This is a genomic window from Mesorhizobium sp. B2-1-3A (assembly GCF_006442655.1).
GTDB lineage: Bacteria > Pseudomonadota > Alphaproteobacteria > Rhizobiales > Rhizobiaceae > Mesorhizobium.
This window is the reverse complement of record NZ_VFWK01000001.1, coordinates 970,560-994,345: the sequence shown is the minus strand read 5'-3', so window position 1 is coordinate 994,345 and position 23,786 is coordinate 970,560. Positions and strand designations below refer to the sequence as shown.

The 23,786-nt window shown below is 62.8% G+C and carries 25 protein-coding genes; 13 read left to right on the top strand and 12 right to left on the bottom strand.

Features of this window, described 5'->3' with window-relative positions; genetic code table 11:
- Positions 1-256 precede the first annotated feature (256 nt).
- A complete protein-coding gene (locus FJ977_RS04970) occupies positions 257-847 on the top strand; it encodes a TetR/AcrR family transcriptional regulator (RefSeq protein WP_140769073.1) in 591 nt (196 codons plus the stop codon).
- A gap of 313 nt (positions 848-1,160) precedes the next feature.
- Here the strand turns inward: FJ977_RS04970 and FJ977_RS04965 are convergent, their stop codons facing one another.
- The 6 genes from FJ977_RS04965 to FJ977_RS04940 form a co-directional block, all read right to left on the bottom strand.
- Positions 1,161-2,183: a LacI family DNA-binding transcriptional regulator gene (locus tag FJ977_RS04965; RefSeq protein ID WP_140769071.1), complete on the bottom strand. Its 1,023-nt coding sequence runs from the start codon at positions 2,181-2,183 to the stop codon at positions 1,161-1,163.
- 138 nt (positions 2,184-2,321) lie between these two features.
- Positions 2,322-3,113 (bottom strand): ATP-binding cassette domain-containing protein, encoded by a 792-nt coding sequence (locus tag FJ977_RS04960; RefSeq protein WP_140769069.1) that lies wholly within the window; start codon positions 3,111-3,113, stop codon positions 2,322-2,324.
- Between the two features lie 3 nt (positions 3,114-3,116).
- Positions 3,117-4,103 carry an ABC transporter permease gene (locus FJ977_RS04955; protein WP_140769067.1) on the bottom strand — a complete coding sequence of 329 codons (987 nt, stop codon included), beginning with the start codon at positions 4,101-4,103 and terminating at the stop codon, positions 3,117-3,119.
- A gap of 117 nt (positions 4,104-4,220) precedes the next feature.
- A complete protein-coding gene (locus tag FJ977_RS04950) occupies positions 4,221-5,156 on the bottom strand; it encodes a substrate-binding domain-containing protein (protein ID WP_140769065.1) in 936 nt (311 codons plus the stop codon).
- 223 nt (positions 5,157-5,379) lie between these two features.
- Positions 5,380-5,544, bottom strand: a complete 165-nt coding sequence (locus FJ977_RS04945; RefSeq protein WP_140769063.1) for an ATP-binding cassette domain-containing protein — start codon at positions 5,542-5,544, stop codon at positions 5,380-5,382.
- Positions 5,545-5,647: 103 nt separating this feature from the next.
- Positions 5,648-6,805: a fumarylacetoacetate hydrolase family protein gene (locus tag FJ977_RS04940; RefSeq protein WP_140769061.1), complete on the bottom strand. Its 1,158-nt coding sequence runs from the start codon at positions 6,803-6,805 to the stop codon at positions 5,648-5,650.
- A gap of 350 nt (positions 6,806-7,155) precedes the next feature.
- Here FJ977_RS04940 and FJ977_RS04935 point away from each other — a divergent pair, with 350 nt between their 5' ends.
- The 8 genes from FJ977_RS04935 (at position 7,156) to FJ977_RS04900 (ending at position 14,541) form a co-directional block, all read left to right on the top strand.
- A complete protein-coding gene (locus tag FJ977_RS04935; protein ID WP_140769059.1) occupies positions 7,156-8,040 on the top strand; it encodes an ABC transporter permease in 885 nt (294 codons plus the stop codon).
- Positions 8,037-8,858, top strand: a complete 822-nt coding sequence (locus FJ977_RS04930) for an ABC transporter permease (RefSeq protein WP_140769057.1) — start codon at positions 8,037-8,039, stop codon at positions 8,856-8,858. Before FJ977_RS04935 ends, FJ977_RS04930 begins: the two co-directional genes overlap by 4 nt.
- Positions 8,859-8,884: 26 nt before the next feature.
- A complete protein-coding gene (locus tag FJ977_RS04925) occupies positions 8,885-9,952 on the top strand; it encodes an ABC transporter substrate-binding protein (protein ID WP_140769055.1) in 1,068 nt (355 codons plus the stop codon).
- A 176-nt stretch (positions 9,953-10,128) separates the two neighbouring features.
- Positions 10,129-10,737 carry a cupin domain-containing protein gene (locus FJ977_RS04920; protein ID WP_140769054.1) on the top strand — a complete coding sequence of 203 codons (609 nt, stop codon included), beginning with the start codon at positions 10,129-10,131 and terminating at the stop codon, positions 10,735-10,737.
- The gene (locus FJ977_RS04915; RefSeq protein ID WP_140769052.1) at positions 10,727-11,812 is read left to right on the top strand and encodes an ABC transporter ATP-binding protein; all 1,086 of its coding nucleotides are present in this window, start codon (positions 10,727-10,729) and stop codon (positions 11,810-11,812) included. The genes FJ977_RS04920 and FJ977_RS04915 overlap by 11 nt, the downstream gene beginning before the upstream one ends.
- A gap of 38 nt (positions 11,813-11,850) precedes the next feature.
- Positions 11,851-13,278: an aldehyde dehydrogenase family protein gene (locus FJ977_RS04910; protein WP_140769050.1), complete on the top strand. Its 1,428-nt coding sequence runs from the start codon at positions 11,851-11,853 to the stop codon at positions 13,276-13,278.
- A gap of 152 nt (positions 13,279-13,430) precedes the next feature.
- Positions 13,431-14,048 carry a 2'-5' RNA ligase family protein gene (locus FJ977_RS04905; protein ID WP_140769048.1) on the top strand — a complete coding sequence of 206 codons (618 nt, stop codon included), beginning with the start codon at positions 13,431-13,433 and terminating at the stop codon, positions 14,046-14,048.
- 139 nt (positions 14,049-14,187) lie between these two features.
- On the top strand, positions 14,188-14,541 hold the full coding sequence (locus tag FJ977_RS04900) for a SnoaL-like domain-containing protein (protein WP_140769046.1): 354 nt from the start codon (positions 14,188-14,190) through the stop codon (positions 14,539-14,541).
- Positions 14,542-14,634: 93 nt separating this feature from the next.
- On the opposite strand, the gene FJ977_RS04895 is transcribed toward FJ977_RS04900, so the two are convergent.
- Positions 14,635-15,114 carry an SRPBCC family protein gene (locus tag FJ977_RS04895; protein WP_140769044.1) on the bottom strand — a complete coding sequence of 160 codons (480 nt, stop codon included), beginning with the start codon at positions 15,112-15,114 and terminating at the stop codon, positions 14,635-14,637.
- On the bottom strand, positions 15,111-15,467 hold the full coding sequence (locus tag FJ977_RS04890; protein WP_140769042.1) for a metalloregulator ArsR/SmtB family transcription factor: 357 nt from the start codon (positions 15,465-15,467) through the stop codon (positions 15,111-15,113). The genes FJ977_RS04895 and FJ977_RS04890 overlap by 4 nt, the downstream gene beginning before the upstream one ends.
- Positions 15,468-15,637: 170 nt before the next feature.
- Here FJ977_RS04890 and FJ977_RS04885 point away from each other — a divergent pair, with 170 nt between their 5' ends.
- Positions 15,638-15,988: an ArsC family reductase gene (locus FJ977_RS04885; protein WP_140769040.1), complete on the top strand. Its 351-nt coding sequence runs from the start codon at positions 15,638-15,640 to the stop codon at positions 15,986-15,988.
- Between the two features lie 220 nt (positions 15,989-16,208).
- Here FJ977_RS04885 and FJ977_RS04875 read toward each other — a convergent pair whose 3' ends face one another.
- Genes FJ977_RS04875 through FJ977_RS04865 form a run of 3 tightly spaced genes read right to left on the bottom strand, consistent with a single transcriptional unit; the run spans position 16,209 to position 18,836 of the window.
- Positions 16,209-16,565, bottom strand: a complete 357-nt coding sequence (locus FJ977_RS04875) for a DUF488 domain-containing protein (protein ID WP_140769035.1) — start codon at positions 16,563-16,565, stop codon at positions 16,209-16,211.
- Between the two features lie 25 nt (positions 16,566-16,590).
- Positions 16,591-17,847 carry an aminopeptidase gene (locus FJ977_RS04870; RefSeq protein WP_140769033.1) on the bottom strand — a complete coding sequence of 419 codons (1,257 nt, stop codon included), beginning with the start codon at positions 17,845-17,847 and terminating at the stop codon, positions 16,591-16,593.
- A 26-nt stretch (positions 17,848-17,873) separates the two neighbouring features.
- The gene (locus FJ977_RS04865) at positions 17,874-18,836 is read right to left on the bottom strand and encodes a LysR substrate-binding domain-containing protein (RefSeq protein ID WP_140769031.1); all 963 of its coding nucleotides are present in this window, start codon (positions 18,834-18,836) and stop codon (positions 17,874-17,876) included.
- Between the two features lie 440 nt (positions 18,837-19,276).
- Between FJ977_RS04865 and FJ977_RS04855 the strand changes: the two genes are divergently transcribed.
- The gene (locus FJ977_RS04855; protein WP_246682818.1) at positions 19,277-20,434 is read left to right on the top strand and encodes a YbfB/YjiJ family MFS transporter; all 1,158 of its coding nucleotides are present in this window, start codon (positions 19,277-19,279) and stop codon (positions 20,432-20,434) included.
- A 111-nt stretch (positions 20,435-20,545) separates the two neighbouring features.
- Complete coding sequence (gene sbmA / locus FJ977_RS04850; protein WP_140769029.1) at positions 20,546-21,805, top strand: peptide antibiotic transporter SbmA; 1,260 nt, start codon at positions 20,546-20,548, stop codon at positions 21,803-21,805.
- 33 nt (positions 21,806-21,838) lie between these two features.
- On the opposite strand, the gene FJ977_RS04845 is transcribed toward sbmA, so the two are convergent.
- On the bottom strand, positions 21,839-22,846 hold the full coding sequence (locus tag FJ977_RS04845; protein WP_140769027.1) for a polysaccharide deacetylase family protein: 1,008 nt from the start codon (positions 22,844-22,846) through the stop codon (positions 21,839-21,841).
- A gap of 215 nt (positions 22,847-23,061) precedes the next feature.
- Between FJ977_RS04845 and FJ977_RS04840 the strand changes: the two genes are divergently transcribed.
- Positions 23,062-23,727 carry a tetratricopeptide repeat protein gene (locus FJ977_RS04840; protein WP_140769025.1) on the top strand — a complete coding sequence of 222 codons (666 nt, stop codon included), beginning with the start codon at positions 23,062-23,064 and terminating at the stop codon, positions 23,725-23,727.
- Positions 23,728-23,786: the final 59 nt, after the last annotated feature.

Sequence of the window (23,786 nt, the reverse complement as noted above, 5' to 3'; positions counted from 1 at the left end):
GGCGCTGTGGCATTGGCCGGCTCCTTGTCTGTCGATTCGCAGCCCATGCTCGCGAACCGTTTTCATTTCTTCACCGGCCGAGGCCGCATGATTGGCAGTTTCTCGTCCCTCTCATCTGGCAGGACCAGTTCACGGCCTTGTTATTGACGACGGACGACATAGGTGTTACCAGTAAGTAACATGCTGGAAGTTACAGACCGGTAACACCCTAGTCAAGAGGTGGCCGAGGGTTTTTTGGAAACGAAAGGAGATCATGATGACAGACGGCGTCGTGGAGCGCTCTCGTCCCCGGGATCGAATCCTGGAGACGGCACGCGACATGTTCCACAAGCACGGCATCAAGGGCGTCGGCGTCGACGCCATTACCGAAGCTGCCGGCACGAACAAGATGACGCTCTATCGTCACTTCGAATCCAAGGACGAGTTGATCGTCGAGTGCCTGCGCGCCAACGCGGCCAAGGCCGGCGCCATGTGGGACACGTTCGAGGCCGAATTTCCTGGCGACAAGCTTGCGCAGTTGCATGCCTGGGTTCGCAAGGCGGCTGCCATGCTCAATGCTGACGGCCGCGGCTGCGACATGGCCAATGCCGCCGCCGAGCTGACCGAGCCGGACCATCCAGCCAGGCTGGTGATCAAGGAACTCAAGGAGGCTCAGCGCGAGCGCCTCGTGACGTTGTGCCGGGATGCGGGCATTGGTCAGGCCGAACTGCTCGCCGACACGCTGTCGCTGCTGTTCGAGGGCGCGCGTGTCAGCGTGCAGACGGTGGGCGCCGAAGGTCCGAGCACGCAGTTCGTGCGCATGGCCGAAGGGCTGATCGTTTCCTTCCGGGGTGCCGCCGCCGGTTGAGTTCCTCCGCCTCTGTCGTTGGTTTGCCGGTCATATGACCGAGGCGATGTCGTGCGCCCTTTGGCGTCGGCTGTGCCGCTACTCTTGATGGCTGAACGAAAAAAGCCCGCTGCCGGGAGGAGGTGGCAGCGGGCTCGATTTCGAATGTGGTGCGGGAGGAGGTGCACCCCATTCAGCGTCGGCATCGCATCTGGGAGGAGTAGATGGCCGACAACCAGAAGCTACGAGTTGCCCAATGATTCGGCAACAATGAATTGTGCATAGCTGCTGTGCAGATTTGCCGTGCCGCCCGCAAAAGCGGGGAAATGCGTTCTCATTGCACCGGAACGTTTTCCCGGAAGATCAGTCGTGGCTCGATGAATTTTCGCGTCAGGTAGGGTGCCGATGAGGCAATGGAGCCCAGCAGGCGAATGACCGACTGCTCGGCGATCAGCCTGGCGTTCTGGTCGATGACGACATCGGCGAGGTCGTCGACAAGGTAGCCACGCGTTTCTCTCGTCAGGTCGTGACAGATGAAGACCGGCTTGCGGTTGGGCCTGGCTTCCCGGATGGCTTTTGCAACACCGGAGCGTCCGGCCCCGACACAATAAATGCCGAGCAGTTCCGGTTCGTTGTGCAGCGCCTTCATGGTTTCGGCATAGCTGGCATCCGGCTCATCGTTGATCTCGACGGCACTGGTCACGGTGAGGTTGGGAAATTCCTCGCCAAGCACGGAGCGAAAGCCCATTTCACGTTCCTCATGGCCGCGATAGGAGCGCGAGCCGACGACCATCGCAAGATGGCCCTCGCGGCCGCCGAGGAAGCGTCCCATCAAGAGCGCGGCGGTCCGTCCCGCCACGCGGTTGTCGATGCCGACATAGGCTGAGCGGGGAGCGGCCGGAATATCGGACACCAGCGTCACCAGGCGGATGCCGGCGTCGACAATGTCGCGCAGGATGTTGCGGGTTCGCGGATGGTCGATGGCGATGACACCGACGCCATTGGCCCTCAGCGACAGGTTCTCGACGGCGCTCTGCAGCGCATTGGGCGCGATGCCGGCGAGGTTGTGGATCCGGCAGGAGGCGACCAGCGGCAGGCGCGATGCATAGTCCTCGATGTGTCTTGCCAGATCCTGCATGAAGGCATTGCTGCCGATCGGCAGGAAGAATTCAAGGTTTGCAGGCTTCGAGGGAAGCGTCACCTGGTCGGCAACCGGCAGATAGCCGAGCTGCTTGGCGGCCTCCATCACACGCTGCCGGTTTGCGGCGCTTGCTCCCGGCCGATTGTTGAGCACCCTGTCGACCGTCGCGGTCGAGAGCCCGCAGTTCCTGGCGATATCGGAGACCGTGGCCTTCATGCCGTAACCCTATGCGCCGATGCGGTGGCGCGCCAAACAAGCGATTTTGGCGGCCGATGCGATATGAGTGACGGGTGATCGACACCCATCACCGCGACGCGCATTCGGCTGCCTCGACAAGACGGCTTCCGCCCGTCCTCAGTGTGACGGCTTGCCGTCGGCGACGGCGTCGCGGATTTCCTTGTCCGACATGCCGGTGATGATCCGTTCGACTTCCGTCACGGTCGTCTTCTTCGGGTCGATGTCGTCGGCGACCACTTTGCCCCGGCGCATGACGACGATGCGGTCGACCACCTGGAAGACATGATGGATGTTGTGCGCGATGAAGATGCAGGAATGGCCGGAATCGCGGGCGTTGCGCACGAAGCTCAGCACGCCCTGCGTTTCGGCGACGCCAAGATTGTTGGTCGGCTCGTCGAGGATGATGAGGTCGCTGTCGAAATGCATGGCGCGCGCGATCGCCACCGCCTGGCGCTCGCCGCCCGACAGCGAGCCGATTGGCGTCGTCGGCGGGATGTTCTTCGAGATGCCGACCTGTTTGAGCAGGTCGCGGGCGACAGTATTCATCGCCTCCTGGTCCATGCGGTTGAGGAAACGCGGCGGCTTGATCGGCTCTCGCCCGAGGAACAAATTGCGGGCGATCGACAGTTGCGTGACCAGTGCCGAGTCCTGGTAGATCGTCTCGATGCCCTGGGCGATGGCGTCGCTGGTGCTGTGCAAGGTCACCTTCTTGCCGCGGATGAAGATGTCGCCGCTGGTCAGCGGCACGGCGCCTGAGAGCACCTTGATCAGCGTCGACTTGCCGGCGCCGTTGTCGCCGAGCAGGCCGACGATCTCCCGCTCATTGACATGGAAATTGGCGTCCTCGAGCGCCTGCACGCGGCCATAGGACTTGCGGATGTTCTGCATGCGGATCAATGGCTCGGCCATGGTTCAAGTCCCTGCCTGATGCCGGCGTTCCAGCCATGAGTGGAGCGCCATCATGCCAAGGATGATCGCGCCGATGAAGATGTTGTAGGCGAGGCCCGGCACGCCGATCAGCACGATGCCGTTGCGCATCACGCGCAGGATCAGGATGCCGAGCACGGTGCCGATGATGGTGCCGCGCCCGCCGGTCAGCGCCGTGCCGCCGATCACCACCATGGCGATGACTTCGAGTTCGTAGCCGGTGCCGCTGTTGGGGTTCGCGGCGGACGTGCGCAGCGAGGAGATGACGCCGGCCAGCGAAGCCATGACCGAGGAGAGCACGAACAGGCCGATCTTGACGCGGTTGACGTTGACGCCGCGGGCCCGCGCGGCGTTGGGATTGCCGCCCGCCGCCTGGATCCAGTTGCCGGTCCGGCTCTGCGTCAGCACATAGCCGAGCGCGATCGCCGCGGCGATGAACCAGAACAGCGACATGTAGATGCGGAACGGCCCGATGAAGAAGTCGCCGACCAGCGCTTCCGCCAGCCAGCTGCCTTCGGCGCTCCAGGTGCGCTGCGGAAAACCGTCGGTGATGAAAAGGGCGCTGCCACGCACCACCAAGAGCATGCCGAGCGTCACCAGGAAGGACGGGATCTTGAGCTGCGTGACGAACCAGCCATTGACCAAGCCGATCAAGGCGGCCACCAGCAGCGCGACGACGAAGCCCATTTCCAGCGAGGTGACGCCACTGTTGAACAGCGTCCACATCAGCACCGGCGAAAAGCCGAACAGGGAGCCGACGGAAAGGTCGAATTCGCCTGATGTCATCAGCAATGTCATCGCCAGCGCGATCAGGCCGAGCTCGACGGTGAAGGCCAGTGTGTTGGAGATGTTCTGCGGCGACAGGAAGTCATGGTTGAAGCCCCAGAAAACGCCGATCTCGACGACGAGCAGCACGAAGGGACCAAATTCAGGCCGCGCGATCAGGCGTTGGATGAGCGAATGATTTTCCACAGGGAACCCGCGACATGGTTGGAACGGGCCGCGATCTCCACCGCATCGGGCGGGTCAGTCGCGGCGCAAGAGAAGCCTGGCGCCGCGTGCCAGGACGGTGCGGCGCCAGGATCGCGGTTATTTGCCGGACAGGATCTTGTCGTAGATGGCGGCCGTGTCCTTTTCGTAGAGCGCGCCGGTGATGACATTGAAGCCCGGAGGAATGCCTGACGCGGCCATGTTGGCGAGCGACAGCGCGACATAGCTGGTCGCCTGCGGGTCCTGCCACTGGCCGGCATTGACATAGCCGTTCAGCACTTCCTGCGTGGTGTCGAGCGAATTGCCCCAGCCGACGACCGGAATTTCGCCCGGCTTTACGCCGACCTGGTCGAACACCCGCTTGATCGAGCCGGTGACGAGGTCGCCGAGGCCGATGATGGCGTTGACCTTGCCCTTGTGGGCGGTGAGGTAGTCGACCATGCGGTTGATCACCTCGGCCTGGTCGAGCGTCGCTTCGGTCACTTCATAGGTGATGCCGAGCGGTCCGAACACGCTCTTGATGCCTTCTTCTTCCTGGACGCCATAGGTGGCGCCGGGAATCTCGACCGGCATCCACACGAAGTCGCCCTTCTTCACCAGGCCCTTGTCGACCAGATACTGCGCCCAATGCTTGCCGAAGGTGACGTTGTCACCGCCGACATAGGCATTGAAATTGGCCTTGGGATCGGGTGTGTTGAAGTTGATGATCGGGATGTTGGCGGCGCGGGCTTCCTTGACGATCTCGACAAGGCTGCCCGGATCGGGGCTGGTGGTGACGATACCGTCGGCCTTGGCCGACAGCGCGGCGCGAACCGCTTCCTGCTGCGAGGCGACATCGCCATTGTGGAACGAGGTGTTGACGGTATTGCCGGTGTCCTTGGCCCATTGCTTGGCGCCGGCCAGGAAGTAGGTCCAGACCGGGTCGGCCGGGCCGCCATGTGAAATCCAGTAGAAGGTCTTGGCCTGCGCCGCGGCGGGAATGACCGTCAGCGCGACCAGCAGGCCATAGAGCACAAGTCTCAGTCTTGTCAGCATTTCATTTCCTCCCGGTTGAAGATGATCCGTCCCTTGTTCCGGCTCGGCCGGATTGCGTCTTTTGCCAGCGCCGCTCGGATACCTAAGAGCATTCCCTTTTTCGACGAATGGCAAGCCTCCATCTGCAGGTGTAATTGCCGCCCGACGCGCCGCCATCAGCAGACCCATCAGATTGCATCAGTTGGGGTGACTTTTCAGGGCAGCCGGACGATCGGTGAAGGCCTCAGCCCGCCAGCATCTTTGTCGGCGTCGATTTGCCGGCGCCGCTTTCACCGACCAGCGCGTGGATCGAACCGCGCTCGATCATAAGGTTCATGTCTTCGAGCACGACCGTGCCGCCAAAGCACCTGGCGACGTTGCGCACGAACAGGATCGGAGAACTGGACATCGGAGCGCCCTCCCGACCGCACCGCGATCTTGAAGCGGATTGCGTCCGCCTTCATCCGGTTCCGCACAAAATCATGTTGATTGCGGCCGTTTGGGCAAAGATTCTAGATAAGACCGGCTTTCGCCAGGTCGCGCATCAAATGGCTGGCGCCATAGGTCCAGTGCGGGCAATCAGGCGACAGCCGCACCCGGTTGACCAGCGCGCCGAATTTTTCCGACGAGATGGTGACGATGTCGCCGACCTTGTGGGTGAAGCCCTTGCCCTTTTCGCCGCGGTCCTTCGACGGCACGAACATGGTGCCGAGATAGAGCGCCAGCCCATCCGGATACTGGTGGTGCGGCCCCATGGCTGCGGCAACCAGCTCTTCTGGTGAACGGCTGATCTCGGCCATCGAGCTTGCGCCCTCCAGCGAGAACCCATCTTCGCCCTCGACCTTCAGGCGCACCACGGCCTGCTTTACATCGTCGATCGAGAACGTCTCGTCGAACAGGCGGATGAAGGGGCCAAGCGATGCGGAGGCGTTGTTGTCCTTGGCCTTGCCAAGCAGCAGTGCGGAGCGCCCTTCGACGTCGCGCAGGTTGACATCGTTGCCGATAGTGGCGCCGACGATCCTGCCGCTCGAGGCGGCGATCATGGCGATCTCCGGTTCCGGATTGTTCCAGGTCGACACCGGGTGCAGGCCGACATCGGCGCCGAAGCCGACCGAGGCCATGGGCTGGCACTTGGTGAAGATCTCGGCATCGGGGCCGATGCCCACTTCCAGATATTGCGACCAGGCGCCGCGCGCGATGAGCTTGGCCTTGATCTCCATGGCCTCCGGCGATCCGGGCTTGAGCTTCGACAAATCATGGCCGATCAGTCCGGCAATGTCGGCGCGGATGGCATCGGCTTTTTCAGCGGAGCCGCGCGCCTGTTCCTCGATCACCCGCTCGAGCAGGCTGACGACGAAGGTGACGCCCGATGCCTTGACCGCTTGCAGGTCGACAGGGGAGAGGAGATGCGGTCTTGCCGGATCGCGCCCGGCCTCGAAACTGTTGGCAGCGATGTCATCGAGCGAGCCGATCGGCTTGCCCCTGGCCGCGCGCACATGCCCTGCCGGATCGGCCATCTCGCAGACATCACGCACGGTTGGCGCCGCGCTTGACGTGATGTCGAAGACGGTCCCGTCACGCACCGTGACCACCATGGGATGCGAGACATCGCCACTCCTGGCGCGGCCGACAAAAAGGCCCTCGGTGGGCAGATGCGTCGGGATTGTCATGCGTGGGATCCTCTGATCATCGAAAATGCGGCTTGCCGGATCGGCGCGGCACTTTCACCGGATTCCGCTCAAAGGTCTATCCCATCGATGGTGATCCAAGGTGCCGGGCTTTGGTTGTGAAACTCCGGATCCGGGACAGCCGGTCTGCGCTAGGCGCCACAAAACCACGAGCTATTTCAAGAACATGAAACGCTCAATGGATTTTCATGAGGGACACGTAAGCCCGTGCGGCTGCGGTCTCGGCGAATTCAGGCGTTGATCGCAGCCATTTCTGCCTGCGGGATTCCGCTTGACAGTTTCACAAATATGAAAAAATCTTAGCCAATTTCAAAATCTCGATGGGCAAGTCCATGTCGACCCTGGTTGCAGCAGAGGTGCCCAAGTCCCGGTCCTTGTCGGGCTTCCGGCTCGCCATGCTGCTGCCGGGGGCGCTGGTCACGTTCCTGCTGATCCTGTTTGCGCTTGGCCTGGTGCTGTTCCTCGCCTTCCGCGGCAATGACGGCTCGCTGCTCGGCGTTGGGCTGACCGTCGAAAACTTCGCCACCGTGGCCACCGATCCGCTCTACTGGACGGTGACGCTGCGCTCGCTGGTCATTGCCGGCCTGGTGACGCTGGCAACCGTCATCACCGCCTATCCCGTCGCCTACTACCTCGCCTTCCATGCCGGGCATCGGCGCGGCCTGCTGCTTTTCCTGGTCACGCTGCCGTTCTGGACCAGCTATCTCCTGCGCGTCTTCGCCTGGAAGATCGTGCTGGCTTATAATGGCGTCTTGAACTCGGCGCTGATCGAAAGCGGCATCTGGTCCGAGCCTACGCTGGCCTTCCTCAACACGCCGGCGGCGGTGGTCGTCACGCTCGCTCATGCCTACGCGCCGTTCGCCATCCTGCCCATCTATGTGGCGCTGGACACGATCCCGAAATCGCTGCTCGAGGCCGCCTCCGATCTTGGCGCACGGCCGTTCACCGCGTTCCGCCGCGTCGTTTTGCCAAACTCCATGCCCGGCGTTCTGGCCGCGGCCCTTGTCGTCTTCGTGCCGACGGTCGGCGACTATGTCACGCCGGCCATGGTCGGCGGCCCGGCCAGCACCATGATCGGCACGCTGATCCAGTCACAGTTCGGCAAGGCCAATGACTGGCCGTTCGGCGCGGCACTTTCGGTCTGCGTCATGCTGGTCATCCTCCTTGTTGTGCTGGTGGCGCGTGGCGCCGACCGCAGATTTGGCAGCCGCACATGAGGGCCGAACGCGCCGGCACGAAACGGGATGGCCGCTGGCTCGGCCTCTACGTACTTGCCTATCTGGTGTTCCTCTATCTGCCGGTCCTGCTGATCCCGCTGTTTTCCTTCAACGATTCCATCCAGGCGGCGTTTCCGCTGCAGGGCTTCACGCTGCAATGGTATGCGACGCTCTACGGCAATCCGGCGCTTTCGGGCGCGCTCGCCAACAGCCTCGTCATCGGCGTTGTCGCGGCTTCGGGCGCCACGCTGTGCGGCATCACCGTGTCTTATATGGATCTCTATGGCCGCTCCCCTTTGGCCGCCACCATCAGCGCCATCGCACGGCTGCCGATCCTCATCCCCGGCGTCATCGTCGGCATATCGCTGCTGATCCTTGTCAACCTGATCGGCCTCGGGCCATCGCGCATCGCCATCGTTCTCGGCCACATACTGGTGGCTCTGCCGACCACCGTGGTCATCATGCGCAGCCGTTTCGCCGCCATCCCCAAGACCGTTCGCGAGGCGGCCCTCGACCTTGGCGCTTCCGACTGGACCACGTTCCGGCGCGTCATGCTGCCGCTCAGCCTTCCGGCCGTACTGTCGGCCTTCATGCTTGCTTTCCTGATCTCCTTCGACGAATTCATCGTCGTCTTCTTCCTCGCCGGAACCGAGCCGACATTACCGCTCTACATCTGGAGCCAACTGCGCTTCCCCCGATCGCTGCCGACCGTCATGGCGCTGGGGACGGTGATCCTGGCGGTTTCCTTCATCGTCGCCGGTACCGCCGAGATCCTGCGCCATCGCGGGCTCGGTGCGGCGCGCCGCAATCCAGCCTGACCATAACAACCAAGAGGAGAACGAAAATGGCATTCCTGAAATCGATAACCGGACACAAGGCCCGGGCCGGCCTCGCGGCATTGGCGCTCGCACTGTCTTCGACCGTGACGCTGGCCGCCGAAAAACTGCAGTATTTCACCTGGTCGGGTTACGAATTGCCCGACTTCAACAAAAGCTTCCTTGCCGCGCATCCCGATGGCGTCGAGGCCTCGATCTTCGGCGACGACGACGATGCCTTCACCAAGGTCAAGGCCGGCTTCCGTCCCGACATCGCCCATCCCTGCTATGACAAGGTGGCGCGCTGGAACAAGGAAGGCCTGCTGCAGCCGATCGACACCAAGCGTATCAAGAACTGGGATTCGATCTTCCCGGTGTTCAAGAACTTGCCCGATCTGCAGGCCGGCGACGGCAAGGTCTGGATGGTGCCGTGGGACTGGGGCAACACCTCGATCCTCTATCGCACCGATCTGGTGAAGAACCCCGAGGCGAGCTGGAACCTGCTCTGGGACAAGCAATATGCCGGCCGCATGGCGACCATCGACGCCGTCCATGACACGCCCATCGTGGCCGCACTTCTCGCCGGCGTGAACCCGTTCGACATGACGCCGGCTGAGATGGACAAGGTCGCGGCAAAGCTGCGCGAACAGCGCCCGCTGCTGTCGAGCTACACCACCGACATGACCTCGGTCGAGCAGGCGCTGGCCAGCGGCCAGCTGGTCGCCGCCATGACCTGGAACGCATCGGCCACGTCGCTGAAGAAGCAGGGCGTGCCGGTCGAGTTCATGAAGCCGAAGGAAGGCATGCTGACCTGGGCCTGCGGCTTCGTCATGCTGAAGGACGCCAAGAATGTCGATCTCGCCTACGACTTCATCAACAGCCGGCTCGACGCCGACTCCGGCAAATTCCTGATCCAGTCCTATGGCTATGGCAGCTCGCTCAGCACCGCTTTCGCCGGCGTGGCGAAGGACGAATTGGAGAAGCTGCAACTGCCGTCCGACCCCGAGGTGATGCTGAAGAGCACCATCTTCACCGGCCCGATGAAACAGAACGACGATGTGGCGAAGATGTTCGAGAAAGTGAAGGCTGGCGGCTGACGCTGGTTCTTCCTTCTCCCCTTGTGGGAGAAGGTGTCGCCGAAGGCGACGGATGAGGGGTGCTCCAGCTTGGCGCCGACGGTGATCCGTCACCCACCCCTCATCCGTCTCGGCGCTACGCGCCGATCCACCTTCTCCCACAAGGGGAGAAGGAAGAAGCAAACGAGGACGAATGCATGGATGTTCTTGACGAAGCGGCGGAGAAGCGGAAGGACGATGCCGACGTGCGGGTCGGCCGGCGCGTGCGGGCGCTCAGGCTCGAGCGCCGCCTGTCGCTGGCCGAACTGGCCGCGAGGGCAGGCGTGTCGATCGGCGCGCTCAGCCAGATCGAGCGCGGCATGTCCTCGTTGCGGGTCAAGGTAATCTGGCCGCTCGCCGCCGCGCTGGACATCGAGCCTTCGGCGTTGATCGCCGACGGCAACGAGGCCGTCAACGATCTCTATTGCGTGCGCGCCAACAGCCGCCGCGCGATTCCGGTGAAATCCGAAGGCATCGCCAAGGCACTGCTATCGCCGCCCGGCGCGACGCTGACCGGCATGCTGGTGACCGTGGAAGCCGGTGGCGGCACGGCGGAAGCCTACGCCCATGCCGGCCATGAATTCGGCTTCGTGCTTTCTGGCGAGGTCGAACTGGTGGTGGATTCGACAAGATACGGGCTGAAGACCGGCGATAGCTTTGCCTTCAAGAGCACGCTGTTGCATGCCTTCCGCAATCCCGGCGCCGAGCAATGCCAGATCCTCTGGGTCAACACCACGAAGCCGTCCGAGGTTCGCGATGGCGCCTGATCCACTCGTTCGGCTGCAGGCGGTTTCCAAGGTTTTTCCAGGTGGCATCGTCGGGCTCGATGCCGTCGATCTCGACATTGTCAGCGGCGAATTCATCACGCTGCTCGGGCCGTCCGGCTGTGGCAAGACCACCAGCCTGCGTGTCATTGCCGGCTTCGAAAGCCCGTCGAGCGGCAAGGTCTTGCTCGACGGTCGTGACATCACTGCCCTTCGGCCCTTCGACCGGCCGGTCAATACCGTGTTCCAGGACTATGCGCTGTTTCCGCATATGAACGTCGCCGAAAATGTCGGCTTCGGCCTGTCCCTGCGAAAACTGTCGGGCGCCGAGCAGGCGAAGCGCGTCGGCGAAGCCCTGGAGATGGTCGGTCTCGCCGACAAGCTTCGCGCTCGCGTCCTGGAACTGTCGGGCGGCCAGCGCCAGCGCGTCGCGCTCGCCCGCGCCATCGTCTGCGAGCCGCGCGTGCTCCTGCTCGACGAGCCGCTGTCGGCGTTGGATGCGCATCTGCGCGAACAGATGCAAGTCGAGTTGAAGCGGCTGCAGTCGCGGCTTGGTACCACCTTCGTGATGGTCACCCACGACCAGACCGAGGCGCTGTCGATCTCCGACCGTATCGTCGTCATGAACAAGGGCCGCGTCGAGCAGATCGCGCCGCCGGCGACCCTCTATGATCGGCCCGCAACCAAGTTCGTGGCGAGCTTCATCGGCACCATGAATCTCCTGCAATCACGTTTTGTCGGCCGCGATGGCGATCGCCTGCGTTTCACCGCCGGCACCTTGCCGCTGGAGGCCATTTCCGAAACCGGCCAGTCACCGGGCGAAGGCGAGGTGCGCACTATCGGCGTGCGTCCGGAGGACCTGCTGGCGACGACCGAGGCCGCGCCCGGCACGGCGCCGGCACGTGTCAACAGCATCGTCTTTCACGGCCGCACGCTGCGCCTGCATGCCGAACTCGAAAAAGGCGCGCCTGTTGTCATCGATGCCCCGCGCCAGGCCGAGGGTTTTCAATTCAGCGTCGGCGACGTGGCGCATATCAGCCTGCGCCGTGGCGCCAACTGCCCTATGCTTTCAAGCTAATCTGACCCAATCCTTTCCAAACAATCGGAGCACACCCAATGAGCAATCATCTCAACTTCTTCATCGACGGCAGATGGGTGGCGCCCGTGGTGCCGGCGACGCTGGACGTGATCGACCCGTCCACCGAAGAGGCCTATACGAAAATTTCGGTCGGCTCTAAGGCCGATGTCGACAACGCTGTCGCCGCCGCCAAGGCCGCCTTCCCATCCTTCTCGCAGACCAGCAAGGCCGAGCGTCTGAAACTGCTGAAGCGCATCCTTGAAGTCTATAACGAGCGTTATGAGGATATCGCCCAGGCGGTCAGCCAGGAAAATGGTTCGCCGATCACTTGGGCGCGCGAGGCCCAGGCCTGGGCCGGCCGCGCACATATGGAAGCCACCATCAAGGCGCTGGAGGACTATGAATTCGAGGAGAAACGCGGCGGCACCATGGTGGTCAAGGAGCCGATCGGCGTCTGCGCGCTGATCACGCCGTGGAACTGGCCGCTCAACCAGATCGTCTGCAAGGTGGCGCCGGCCATCGCCGCCGGCTGCACCGTCGTGCTGAAGCCTTCGGAGATCGCGCCGATCAGCGGCATTGTTTTCTCTGAAGTGATGCAAGCCGCCGGCGTGCCGAAGGGCGTCTACAACATGGTCAACGGCACCGGGCCCGATGTCGGGCAGATCATGGCCGGCCATCCCGACGTCGACATGGTGTCCTTCACCGGTTCGACCCGCGCCGGCATCATCGTCGCACAGACGGCGGCGCAGACGGTCAAGCGCGTGGCGCAGGAACTGGGCGGCAAGTCGGCCAACATCGTGTTGGCAGACGCCGATTTCGAAACGGCGGTGCGCAAGGGCGTCGAGGGCTGCTTCGGCAACAGCGGCCAGTCCTGCGACGCGCCGACCCGCATGCTGGTGCCGGCCGCCCGCCACGACGAGGCGCTGGCCATCGCCAAGAAGGCGGCCGAAGCACACAATGTCGGCGATCCGCGCAATGAAGAGACCAAACTTGGCCCGGTCGTCAGCGAGCTCCAGTTCAACAAGATCCAGCGGCTGATCGAGGCCGGCATCAAGGAAGGCGCAACGCTGGTTACCGGCGGTCCCGGCCGGCCGGAACACCTCAACCGCGGCTACTATGTCCGCCCGACCGTGTTCGGCCATGTCACACCAGGCATGACCATCGAGAAGGAAGAGATCTTTGGGCCGGTGCTGTCGGTCATTTCCTACAAGGATGACGACGACGCGGTGAAGATCGCCAACGACACGGTCTACGGCCTTGCCGCCTATGTGCAGTCGCATGACATCGAACGCGCTCGCAAGGTCGCCGCCCAGCTGCGCGCCGGGCAGGTCTCGATCAACTATCCCGAGTGGGACACGTTCGCACCGTTCGGCGGCTACAAGCAGTCGGGCAACGGCCGAGAATATGCCGACTGGGCAATCCACGATTTCCTCGAGGTCAAGGGCATCATCGGCTACGGGGCGTAGGTTTCGGGAGCCCTGCCTGGCAGGGCTCCCTCAATCTTGAAGTTGCAGGCGTTGACGCGGAGAGCATCAGCGCCTGTTTCGTTTCAGCTTGATTTGTTCACTTTATGTTCTATATTGCTCGACTGGATTCAATTTGCCGAACGAGTTCCGTCATGAGTAGGCAACCGGCATTCGCAAAGAACGACCAGACCTCTTTTCCATTTGAGGAACCGAGTCCAATCCGGGACCCGCATCTGTTCTACGCATTGCTGGTCGAAGCCCCGGTCAACGTGATGCTGCGGCGTAGGGCAGAGCACTACAATCGGGAACTGGGGTTGCGAGGATGGCTGACGCCAACCGATCAGATACACATAACCCTTATGGGCCTTGGCGACGGCAAAGAGAAGCGCGTGGTGGAGATCGCCCGCCATGTCGGCTTGCTGATACAGGCCGCGCCATTCGAAGTTTGCTTCGACCGCCTGTCGGCCTTCGGCGGCGGAGCGCTGGTGCTTCGCAGCAGCGACCATTCGCCGACCCTGCAAGCCTTCTGGCGAAAGCTCTCTGCTGTGATCGACGACAGCCCGCTGCAGCCGTTCGTCACGAGTTCGTTGGAGCCACATGTCACGCTGCTTCGTGATAGACAAGGCATGCCGAACGTGCGGGAAAAGATTGTCGAGCCGATATCCTGGAAGGTGCGCAGCTTTGCGCTGATCCGCAGCTATCAGGGCAAATACGAATGTCCGGCGATCTGGCAGCTGACCGGTCAGGACGATTCCCTTGCGGGTATGTGAGCCGCCGCCGCAAATCATCGTCACACAGCCGCGCTATATCGATCGTCCTGACACACCTTGTCAGCTGTCATGCGGGCAGGGGTGGCGGGCCGGCAAGCGTATCCCTACTTCGAGTGCGTCTGAACAGGAGGAACACAAAATGACCATCGCGGAAATTGCCAAGGATTTCACCGAGCTCCTCAAGCAGGGAGACCACAACGGTGCCGCCGAAAAATACAATGCCGATGACATCGCCAGCTACGAAGCCATGGAGGGACCGATGGCCGTCAGCCACGGCAAGGAGGCCCTCAGGCAGAAAGGCCAATGGTGGCAGGAGAACCATGAGGTCCACGGTGGCTCGGTCGAGGGACCCTATGTCAACGGCGACCAGTTCGCGGTGCGCTTCACATTCGACGTCACGCCCAAGGCTACCGGCCAGCGTGTAACCATGGACGAGGTTGGCCTCTACACGGTCAAGAACGGCAAGATCACCGAAGAGCGTTTTTACTACTGAGCCAGGAGATGCCTCCGACCTCGGAGCCTGCTCTTCGCTTCGAGATACAAGCATGGCGGCCGGGACATCCGTCCTGGCCGCCATGTGAGAGGCTCAAATCGTCTTCACATACTCGGCAAGCTGGTCGGCCACCGTGCCCCAGCCATCGAAGAACCCCATCTCCTCATGGCTGTTGCGGGTCGCCTCGTCGCGGTGGATGGCGGTGGCGGTGTAGCGCGTGCCCCGGCCATCGGGCTGGAGGGAAATGACCGCGGTGATGAAGGGCTCGCCTGACGGCCGATAGCCCGGCAGCAGCGCATCCGTCCACACCAGCCGCTCGTTCGGCACAATGTCGAGATAGCAGCAGCGGCGGTCGTTGACCTCCTTTCCGTCGGGCGACTGCATGCGTGTCCTGAACAACCCGCCTGGCTTGAGATCGATCTCGCAGTCGGTGATCATCCACGGCTTCGGCGTGAACCATTGCTTGACATGCTCCGGCTTCGTCCACGCCCGCCACAGCAATTCGCGCGGCGCATCGATGACGCGCTCCAGCACGAGGTCCAGCCTGGGATCGGGCTTGAAGGGATAGCTCATTTTTCCTGCTCCTTGAGGGTCATCACATAGGCGTCGAACTGGTCGAGGCGGCGTTCCCACAGTGTCCGCTGTTCGGCCAGCCAGTTTTCGGCGAGCTTCAGGGGCTCGGGTGCCAGTTGGTAGGTCCGGGTGCGGCCGATCTTTTCCGATCGCACCAACCCGCAGCCTTCCAGCACCTTGAGGTGTTCGATGAAGGAGGGCAGGGCCATCTCGAAAGGCTGCGCCAGTTCGCTAACCGAGGCCGGGCTGCGGTTCAGCCGTTCGACGACACGGCGCCGCGTCGGATCGGCAAGCGCGCGGAAGATGCCGTCGATCGGCGGGAGGCTCGGATTGGCGGTCTGGAGGCTTGTCATTGATCGATCCTGAGGCGCTGTCAAAAGCGGCCTAAAAATACTTAGGAAAATTCCTTAGTATTGGCAAGCCCCAAAAATTCCGCGGTTGCGGGCCTGGGCGCTGGCAATGCGGGAAGGGCGGTTTTAGGTTGTGGGGACGGATTCGACCGCCAGCCCAAGGGAAACGCGCTTTGACGACTACGATCTACGGCATTACCACATGCGACACGGTCAAGAAGGCGCGCGTCTGGCTGGAGAGCCATGACGTTGCCTATCGTTTCCACGATTTTCGCGCGGAGGGGCTGGACGCCAAGCGGCTTGATGGCTGGGTCGGCAAGGTCGGCTGGGAAAAGCTGCTCAACAAGGGCAGCACGACCTTCCGCGAACTGCCGGACGCCGACAAGCAGGGCCTCGATGAGAGGAAGGCAAAGGCGCTGATGCTGGCCAAGCCGACGATGGTCAAGCGGCCGGTGCTGGAGGTGGGGGATCGGGTTCTGGTTGGGTTCAAGCCGGAGGCTTATGAGCAGGCGGTCGGGAAGTAGGGGCGACCTTCGCCTTCGCCCGTCGCGGGCCGACGCCCCCCTCTGTCCTGCCGGACATCTCCCCACGAGGGGGGAGATTGGAGTCATCGTGGCCTTCGCCAATCAGCTACGCTGCAAGGGATCTGCGGCGCCGAAGCTACTGATCTCCCCCCAAGTGGGGGAGATGTCCGGCAGGACATAGGGGGGCGCTGTCCCGCCGACCTCAGAAATGTCAGCCGCTTCAACCCGTCCCGCGCAAATACCCCGCCAGCGCCACCGCATTGTTGTGCGCCTCGTCATGCGCGCCGTAGAGCAGCGTTACCTTGCCCTCGCCAAGCAGACCGCGCAGTTGCGCCACCGCCTCGTCATTTCCATCCAGCTCAACGCGATACCGCTCCCGAAACTCCGCCCAGCGCGCCGGCTCATGCCCGAACCACTTGCGCAGCTCGTCGCTCGGCGCGATCTCCTTCAGCCACAGCGCCAGCGCGGCATGCTCCTTGCTGACGCCGCGCGGCCAGATGCGATCGACCAGCACCCGTTGGCCATCGGCCTTGTCGGGTGCTTCGTAGATGCGCTTGACCGCGATATCGAAAGTCATCCTGCCCTCACAGGCTGGCAAGCCGTCAGGCCCACTCGCCCTTGCGCATGACCGCCACGCGGCTGCCGTCCTTGTGGACGCCGTCTATGTCGATCTTGTCCGAACCGATCATCCAGTCGATGTGGATGAAGCTCTTGTTGCCGCCGCGGGCCGCAATCTCGTCCTGGCTGAGCGAGGCGCCGTTGACGAAACATTTCGAATAGCATTGGCCGAGCGCGATGTGGCAGGCGGCGTTCTCGTCGAACAGCGTGTTGAAGAACAACAGGCCGCTGGCCGAGATCGGCGAGGAATGCGGCACCAGCGCGACTTCGCCCAGACGGCGCGATCCCTCGTCGGTGTCGAGCACCTTCTTCAGCACATCCTCCCCCTTCGAAGCCTTGGCCTCGACGATTCGTCCGCCCTCGAACCGCACCGAGATGTCATCGATCAGCGTGCCCTGGTAGGACAGCGGCTTGGTCGAGGAGACGTGGCCTTCGACCCGCCTGGCATGCGGCGTGGTGAAGACCTCCTCGGTCGGGATGTTGGGATTGCAGGTGATGCCGTTCTTGGCGGTCGAGGCGCCGCCCATCCATTCATGGCCGTCCGCCAGCCCGACCGTGAGGTCGGTGCCAGGCCCGGTGAAATGCAGCGCATGGAAATTATGGCCGTTCAGCCATTCGGTGCGGCCGCGCAGAGCGGCATTATGCGCCTTCCAGTTGCCGATCGGGTCCTCCACATCCACCCGCGAGGCGGCGAAGATGGCATCGGCGAGCTTGACCACGGCGACATCGTCGGCATCGCCGGGAAAAACCTGCTTGGCCCATGCGAGGTCCGGATAGGCGACGATGTTCCAGTTGATGTCGAAGCCGGTGATCTTTTCCAGCGCCGGCTGGTAGGCCATGGAATTCGCCTTGTTGGCGCGCGCCACTTTCGCCGGGTCCTGCGCCGACAACAGCGAGGGATCCTCGCCGCGCACGGCAAGCCTGGCCGCATTGTTGGAAAAGGCCTTCGCCATGCCTTCATAGAGCCAGCCGGCGGCGTGGTCGAAACCGGCGTCGGCGCCGAAGCGGTAGCGCGCCAGCGTCATCTCGTCGTCGTTGAAGATCGGCGTCACCAGCCCGGCGCCGGCCTTGTAGGCGTGTTCGACGATGCGCCTGGTCAGCGGCAGGGCCGCGATCGACGAGGTCAGCACCAGATCCTGTCCCGGCTGCAATTGCAGCCCGACCTTGATGGCGACTTCCGCCAGCCTGTCGAGCTTCACCGGGTCGATCGTTGCGGAAACGCCGCGCGAATGTGTGGTCATGATCCTGCCTGCCGTAGTTGGATATCTCACTCTACATAGACCGGTGACGCGGTGCTTTCCACCGCGATCGCGCCGGCGGGAGCTGCAGTCGCCGATCCGAATTGCGCCATCGTCGTCTCGATCTCTTCCTTGATCCAGATCTTGAAGTCCCGGACCTTGCGGCTTTCCGCCTTCGTCGACGAGGTCACCAGCCAGTAACCGAGCCCGCTCTGGGCACGGATCCCGAACGGCGCCACCAGCCGTCCATCGGCCAGCGCATCCGCCGCCAGCAACTGCCAGCCCAGCATCACGCCATGGCCGGCAATCGCCGATTCCAGGCAGAGCATCGGATCGGTGAAGCGGGCGCCCTTCTGGAAGGTGACGGGTGCAACACCGGCGGCGGCGAACCAGCTGTCCCAGTTGATCATCGCCCGCTCGTCGGTGATGGCGCAGGTCTGGGCAAGGTCCTCGATCGAGCTCAGTTTCCTGGCGATGCCAGCAGCGCAGACCGGGAAAACCTCCTGCGCCAGAAGCAGTTCCGCGCGCCCGCCAGGCCATTTGCCGTCGCCAAGCCGGATGGCGATGTCGATGTCGGAATGATCCAGATTGGCCAGCCGCACCGAAGCGTCGATGCGCAGCAGCACATTGGGATGCCGGTCGAAGTGACGCGACAGTCGCGGCAGCAGCCATTTCGAGGCAAAGGCCGGCGCCACCGAAACCACCAATGTGCATTGGGTCGCTTCATCTGCCAGCGCCACGGCTTGGGTAAGCTCGCGAAATCCAGCACCAAGGCGGGTCGCGAACACGGCGCCGAATTCGGTCAGCACGAGACCGCTGGCCGTGCGCTCAAACAGCGCCTGGCCGAGCTGCTTTTCCGTGCGGCTTATCTGCTGGCTGACGGCGCTGACGGAAACGTTGAGCTCGCCGGCGGCCGCTGCAAGCGAGCCGAGACGGGCAACGGTTTCGACGGCCCGAAGGCCGTTGAGATGAACGCGATTGAGCATGGCCATTTGAGATTTTCTAAACTGATCCGGCCGAAATCTCAATTGAAACTCACATCGGAACGGCAGACTTTGTTGATGGGAGACAGACCCGCGGAGCCGGAAATGTTGAGGATGGTGTCGTCGCTGAGGGGCATGTTCGCCACGAATACCTTGTGCCCGCCTCGCTCTGGGAGCGAGGCGCAGGGATGGCTGACAGACCCGCTTTCACATCCTGTGCTGAACACCATGTCGGAGCGCGAGCTCGGCGACATGCCGTTCAGGCTGACTGCGCGGCGGACCGAGCACGAGACCTGCTCACCTCATGCCGGTTTGGGTGAACGCCGCTGAGCCGAGGCCACGCGGTCCGGCTTGAGGAAATGTCGGACAGAGCGTGGCGCATTGGCGGTCGTATTGGCCCAACGAAAGGCGGGTTGTTTCAGCGACGTCGGCATTTATTGTGCGCCGCAATGAAATCGACCTCAGAAGAGCTTCGCTTCACCGTCGCCGGCATGATCGCGCTGGCCGTCGCCATGGGCATCGGCCGCTTCGTCTACACGCCGATCCTGCCCGGCATGATGGAAGAGCTGCATCTGTCGCCGGCCAATGCGGGGTGGATCGCTTCGGCCAATTATCTCGGCTATCTCGTCGGCGCGTTTGCCGCGGCCGGTGGTTGGGCGCATGGCCGCGAACGTCTGCTGATGTTGGCGGGCCTCGGCGCCAGCACTGTCCTGGCCGCGATGATGGGGCTGACCGACGCCATGCCTGCCTTTCTCCTCATCCGCTTTCTGGCGGGTCTGGCCAGCGCCTTCGTCATGGTCTTCATGGCCAGCATCGTTTTCAGCCATATCAATGCCGCCGGTCGTGGCGACCTGCAGGCCTGGCATTTCGGCGGTGTCGGGCTCGGCATGGCGATCTCGGCGGTGATGATGGCGGTGCTGGTCACTGAACATGCCGGCTGGGCGGCGGGCTGGTTGTGGTCGGCTCTGATTTCGGCTTGCGGCTTGGTCGTCGTGGCGCTGCTGGCGAACGAAGGCCCGCTCGTCAACGGCGAAGCCGCCCGTGAGCCGGCCTTGCCGAAAGCCCGGTCGCTGATGAAGATCATCGTCGCCTACGGCCTGTTCGGGTTTGGCTATGTGGTGACCGCGACATTCCTGGTCGCCATCGTCCGCCAGGGCGGCGGCAGCCGCGTCTTCGAGGCCATGGTGTGGCTGGTCGCCGGCCTTGCCGGTTTTCCCTCGACGTGGCTTTGGCAGAAGATCGCCGCGCGGATTGGCCTCTACGCCGCCTATGCGCTGGCATGTTTCATAGAAGTGATCGGCGTCACCGCCAGCGTGGCGCTTGGCGGACATTCGGGGCCGCTGCTTGGCGGCCTGCTGCTTGGCGGCACCTTCATTGCCATCACCGCGCTTGGCTTGCAGGCCGCCCGCCAGCAGGCACCAAAGGCGCCCCGGCGCATCTTTGCGTTGATGACGGCGTCGTTCGGCCTGGGCCAGATCATCGGCCCGATCGTTGCCGGTTTTTTGGCGCAGATATCAGGTGATTTCTTCCTCGCTTCGCTCCTCGCCGCGGCCATGCTGGTGGTCTCCGGCGCCGTCACCTGGTCGGCCGCGCCAAAATCGCCATGATTGTGGTCTTGCTGGCACCGGGCATCGGGCAGGCATTTTCTTTCCCTCTAATGTGTGACTTTATGCCCGCTGTTGTCAGCTGATTTGCGCCTAAAGCAAGGAATTCGCCCAGTGTTCGTATCCTTCTTCCCGCAGCCGAAGCTCTTCTTTTCTTCGGCCGCCATCTGGAGCCTTGCGGCGATCCTGTTCTGGTTTTTCGGTGGTGAGCAATTGGGCGCCGTTTTCGGCCTGCCGGCGGCGGCCGCCGACGCGCCGCCGATCATCGGCATTGCCGTCCTGGTGTCGAAGCCGTTCCTCTGGTTCTACATCTACTTCGTGGTGTGCGTGGCCATCTTCTACGCGTTCTGGAGCTGGTATTCGCCGCATCCCTGGCAACGCTGGTCGATCCTGATGACGGCGGTCATCTTGTTCTTCATCTATTTCAATGTGCAGGTCAGCGTCGCCGTCAACGCCTGGTACGGACCGTTCTTTGACTATGTGCAAGGGCTGATGTCAGGGACGGGCAAATCGACCAACGCTGAATTCTATACCGGACTGGCCGATTTCTCATGGCTCGCGCTGGTCGGCATGAATGTGCAGGTGGTCAATGCCTTCATCGTCAGCCACTGGATCTTCCGCTGGCGCACGGCGATGAACAACTACTTCATCGAGAACTGGGCCAGGTTGCGCCATATCGAAGGTGCCTCGCAGCGTATCCAGGAAGACACGATGCGGTTCTCGCAGATCATGGAAGATCTCGGCTCCAGCTTCGTGCAGTCGATCATGACCTTGATCGCCTTCCTCCCGGTCATGATCCAGTTGCAGGCCCATATCAGCGAGTTGCCGATCATCGGCGCGATCCCCCAGCCCCTGGTGGTCGCGGCACTCGCCTGGTGTCTGTTCGGAACGATCTCGGTGATGATAGCCGGCCTGAAGCTTCCGGGGCTGCAGTTCCGTAACCAGCGCGTCGAGGCCGCTTACCGCAAGGAACTGGTTTACGGCGAGGATCATGCGGATCGTGCACAGCCTGCCACCACCGCCGAGCTGTTCGCCAATGTCAGGCACAATTACTTCAGGCTCTATTTCCACTACATCTATTTCAACGTCGTCCGGTACACCTACCTGCAGGCCGACAATATCTTCTCCCTGCTGATCCTGGGTCCGTCGCTCGTCGCCCACAAGATAACGTTCGGCGCGCTGAACCAGATCTCGAACGCCTTTGGCAAGGTGACGGGTTCGCTGCAGTTTCTGCTCACCTCCTGGTCGACCATCGTCGAGCTCCAGTCGGTCCACAAGCGCCTGCGCGCCTTCGAGGCCACGCTCCTGGGCGAGCCGCTGCCCGAGATCGACCAGCGTTATCTGGCAAGGCATGGCGCCGAAGATCCGGCCTGAGACGATCGGGTTTGATCCGAGCGGGCTGGCGGCTCAGCCGCCGACCGTTGCCTGCCTCTGGCCAGCGCTTTGCCGCGTGACATAATCGCGAAAACTGATGCATTCGACATCGGCCTTCACGCAGACCTCGCCAGCAAAGCGCTCCAGCGCGTCCCAATACGCGCCGTCATTCATCAGCGTGAAATGGAAGCCGAGTTCCAGCGGAATACGCTTGCCCTGATACTGCGTGTCGAAAGCGGCTCGAAACGCCTGATAGGTCCGGTCGGCGAATTCGCCCGCCTTGCTCGGCCGCTCGAAGCCGCCGGAATGCCTGACATAGAGATTGTAGTCCATCGCGATCACCGGTCGGGATTTCGGTCCTTCCGGGATTTGCGGTAGTGAAAAGCGGGTGATGCCGCCGACGGTCGGTGGCAGGGCAGGGCCTTGTGAAACGCCGCTGGCGTCGAACTGGTAGCCGGCGGCGGGCAAGGCCTCGTAAAGCGCCTTGTTCGTCGACAGATACGGCGCGCGGAAGCCGACAACGGCGTGTCGCGCGAAATCACGCCAGCCATCCGGTTCGGGCGTAATGCCGTTGATCGCATAGGCGTTCTCGAGAATGTGCTCGAACGAGCCGAACTCCTTCAGCCAGTCGGCCTTGCTCCAGTCCTTGGCGTCGAAATGACCGCAGGCATGGCTGGCAATGTCGTGGCCTTCATGCGCGGCAAGGCCGATCTGGTCGAGCCGTTCGGCCACTTCCTGTTTGGAGGCGGCAAAGCCGATGTTGGATTTGCCTGATGTCTTGCCGGGTGCGGTGTATTCCTTGCGCGTCTCCGGCGACAGCAGGAAGACGCAGGAGAGAAAATAGGTGAAATGCGCGCCGGTGCGCTGCGCCAGCGCCCGGCTGCGCTTCCATTGCGAGATGTCGCGCGCGCTGTCGAAGGAGATGATGACGACCTGCTTCGGCTTTGCCGGCTTCGGCGGCGCGGGCGGGTCGGCCAGAGCCGCGCCAGTGGTGGCGAGCGAGGCAAGCGCGAACGCAACAACGCGAGACAAACAAGGCATCGGCAAACTTACAGGCTCCGGACAGTCAGCAAGCCGGCTATCCCCGAAATGTGGCGTGGGTGCGATTGGGTCATTTTGTCCGTTTGCCCGGGGCAAACATCGGTTTGCCCTGGGGAATAGGCGATTTTCCGCCCGAACCCCTTCCATGCCGACAAAATTTCGCTAAAACGCGGGCTCATGAACCGCCCGGCCCGGGGCAAAAGTGGTTTTGATTGATGTCCGACGACAGTTTTATCCGTGAAGTCAATGACGAGATCCGTCGCGAACAGGCGCAGGCGCTGTGGGACCGTTTCGGCCCGGCCTTGCTTGTCATTGCGGTTCTCGTGGTGCTCGGCACCGCCGCTTTCGTCGGCTATCGCTATTGGGACGAGACGCGCGCCAACCGCTCCGGCGATGCGTTCTCGCAGGCGCTGAAGCTTGCCAATGACGGCAAGAACGACGAGGCGCTGGCCGCGCTCGATCAACTCGAGAAGGATGGCTACGGCGCCTATCCCCTGCTTGCCCGCATGCGCGCCGCCACCGTCAAGGCCAGCAAGGGCGACGCCGATGCCGCCGTCAAGGACTTCGACGAAGTCGCCGCCGACACCGCCATACCCCAGGGCATTCGCGACATGGCCCGGCTGCGGGCAGCGCTCCTGCTCGTCGACCACGGCTCCTTCGCCGACGTTTCCAGCCGCGTCGAGGCGCTGACATCGGACACCAACACGCTACGCCATACAGCACGCGAGGCGCTCGGCCTTGCCGCGTGGAAGGAAGGCAAGACCCAGGACGCGCTGAAACTGTTCGACCAGATCGCCGCCGATGATGGCGCCCCGCGCAACACCCGCGAGCGGGCAACGCTGATGTCCGAGCTGATCCGCGGCTCGGGCAATGCCTCGTAAATGCATGTCGCCCAAAAGTGTGCAGCGGTTTTGGGACAACGACATCCATGATTGTAGGA

Bases quoted from the DNA above. Each gene is read 5' to 3' on its own strand.
- FJ977_RS04970 (WP_140769073.1), top strand. From the start codon at position 257: ATGACAGACGGCGTCGTGGAGCGCTCTCGTCCCCGGGATCGAATCCTG.
- FJ977_RS04965 (WP_140769071.1), bottom strand. From the start codon at position 2,183: ATGAAGGCCACGGTCTCCGATATCGCCAGGAACTGCGGGCTCTCGACC.
- FJ977_RS04960 (WP_140769069.1), bottom strand. From the start codon at position 3,113: ATGGCCGAGCCATTGATCCGCATGCAGAACATCCGCAAGTCCTATGGC.
- FJ977_RS04950 (WP_140769065.1), bottom strand. From the start codon at position 5,156: ATGCTGACAAGACTGAGACTTGTGCTCTATGGCCTGCTGGTCGCGCTG.
- FJ977_RS04945 (WP_140769063.1), bottom strand. From the start codon at position 5,544: ATGTCCAGTTCTCCGATCCTGTTCGTGCGCAACGTCGCCAGGTGCTTT.
- FJ977_RS04940 (WP_140769061.1), bottom strand. From the start codon at position 6,805: ATGACAATCCCGACGCATCTGCCCACCGAGGGCCTTTTTGTCGGCCGC.
- FJ977_RS04935 (WP_140769059.1), top strand. From the start codon at position 7,156: ATGTCGACCCTGGTTGCAGCAGAGGTGCCCAAGTCCCGGTCCTTGTCG.
- FJ977_RS04930 (WP_140769057.1), top strand. From the start codon at position 8,037: ATGAGGGCCGAACGCGCCGGCACGAAACGGGATGGCCGCTGGCTCGGC.
- FJ977_RS04925 (WP_140769055.1), top strand. From the start codon at position 8,885: ATGGCATTCCTGAAATCGATAACCGGACACAAGGCCCGGGCCGGCCTC.
- FJ977_RS04920 (WP_140769054.1), top strand. From the start codon at position 10,129: ATGGATGTTCTTGACGAAGCGGCGGAGAAGCGGAAGGACGATGCCGAC.
- FJ977_RS04915 (WP_140769052.1), top strand. From the start codon at position 10,727: ATGGCGCCTGATCCACTCGTTCGGCTGCAGGCGGTTTCCAAGGTTTTT.
- FJ977_RS04910 (WP_140769050.1), top strand. From the start codon at position 11,851: ATGAGCAATCATCTCAACTTCTTCATCGACGGCAGATGGGTGGCGCCC.
- FJ977_RS04905 (WP_140769048.1), top strand. From the start codon at position 13,431: ATGAGTAGGCAACCGGCATTCGCAAAGAACGACCAGACCTCTTTTCCA.
- FJ977_RS04900 (WP_140769046.1), top strand. From the start codon at position 14,188: ATGACCATCGCGGAAATTGCCAAGGATTTCACCGAGCTCCTCAAGCAG.
- FJ977_RS04895 (WP_140769044.1), bottom strand. From the start codon at position 15,114: ATGAGCTATCCCTTCAAGCCCGATCCCAGGCTGGACCTCGTGCTGGAG.
- FJ977_RS04890 (WP_140769042.1), bottom strand. From the start codon at position 15,467: ATGACAAGCCTCCAGACCGCCAATCCGAGCCTCCCGCCGATCGACGGC.
- FJ977_RS04875 (WP_140769035.1), bottom strand. From the start codon at position 16,565: ATGACTTTCGATATCGCGGTCAAGCGCATCTACGAAGCACCCGACAAG.
- FJ977_RS04870 (WP_140769033.1), bottom strand. From the start codon at position 17,847: ATGACCACACATTCGCGCGGCGTTTCCGCAACGATCGACCCGGTGAAG.
- FJ977_RS04865 (WP_140769031.1), bottom strand. From the start codon at position 18,836: ATGGCCATGCTCAATCGCGTTCATCTCAACGGCCTTCGGGCCGTCGAA.
- FJ977_RS04855 (WP_246682818.1), top strand. From the start codon at position 19,277: ATGAAATCGACCTCAGAAGAGCTTCGCTTCACCGTCGCCGGCATGATC.
- FJ977_RS04845 (WP_140769027.1), bottom strand. From the start codon at position 22,846: ATGCCTTGTTTGTCTCGCGTTGTTGCGTTCGCGCTTGCCTCGCTCGCC.
- FJ977_RS04840 (WP_140769025.1), top strand. From the start codon at position 23,062: ATGTCCGACGACAGTTTTATCCGTGAAGTCAATGACGAGATCCGTCGC.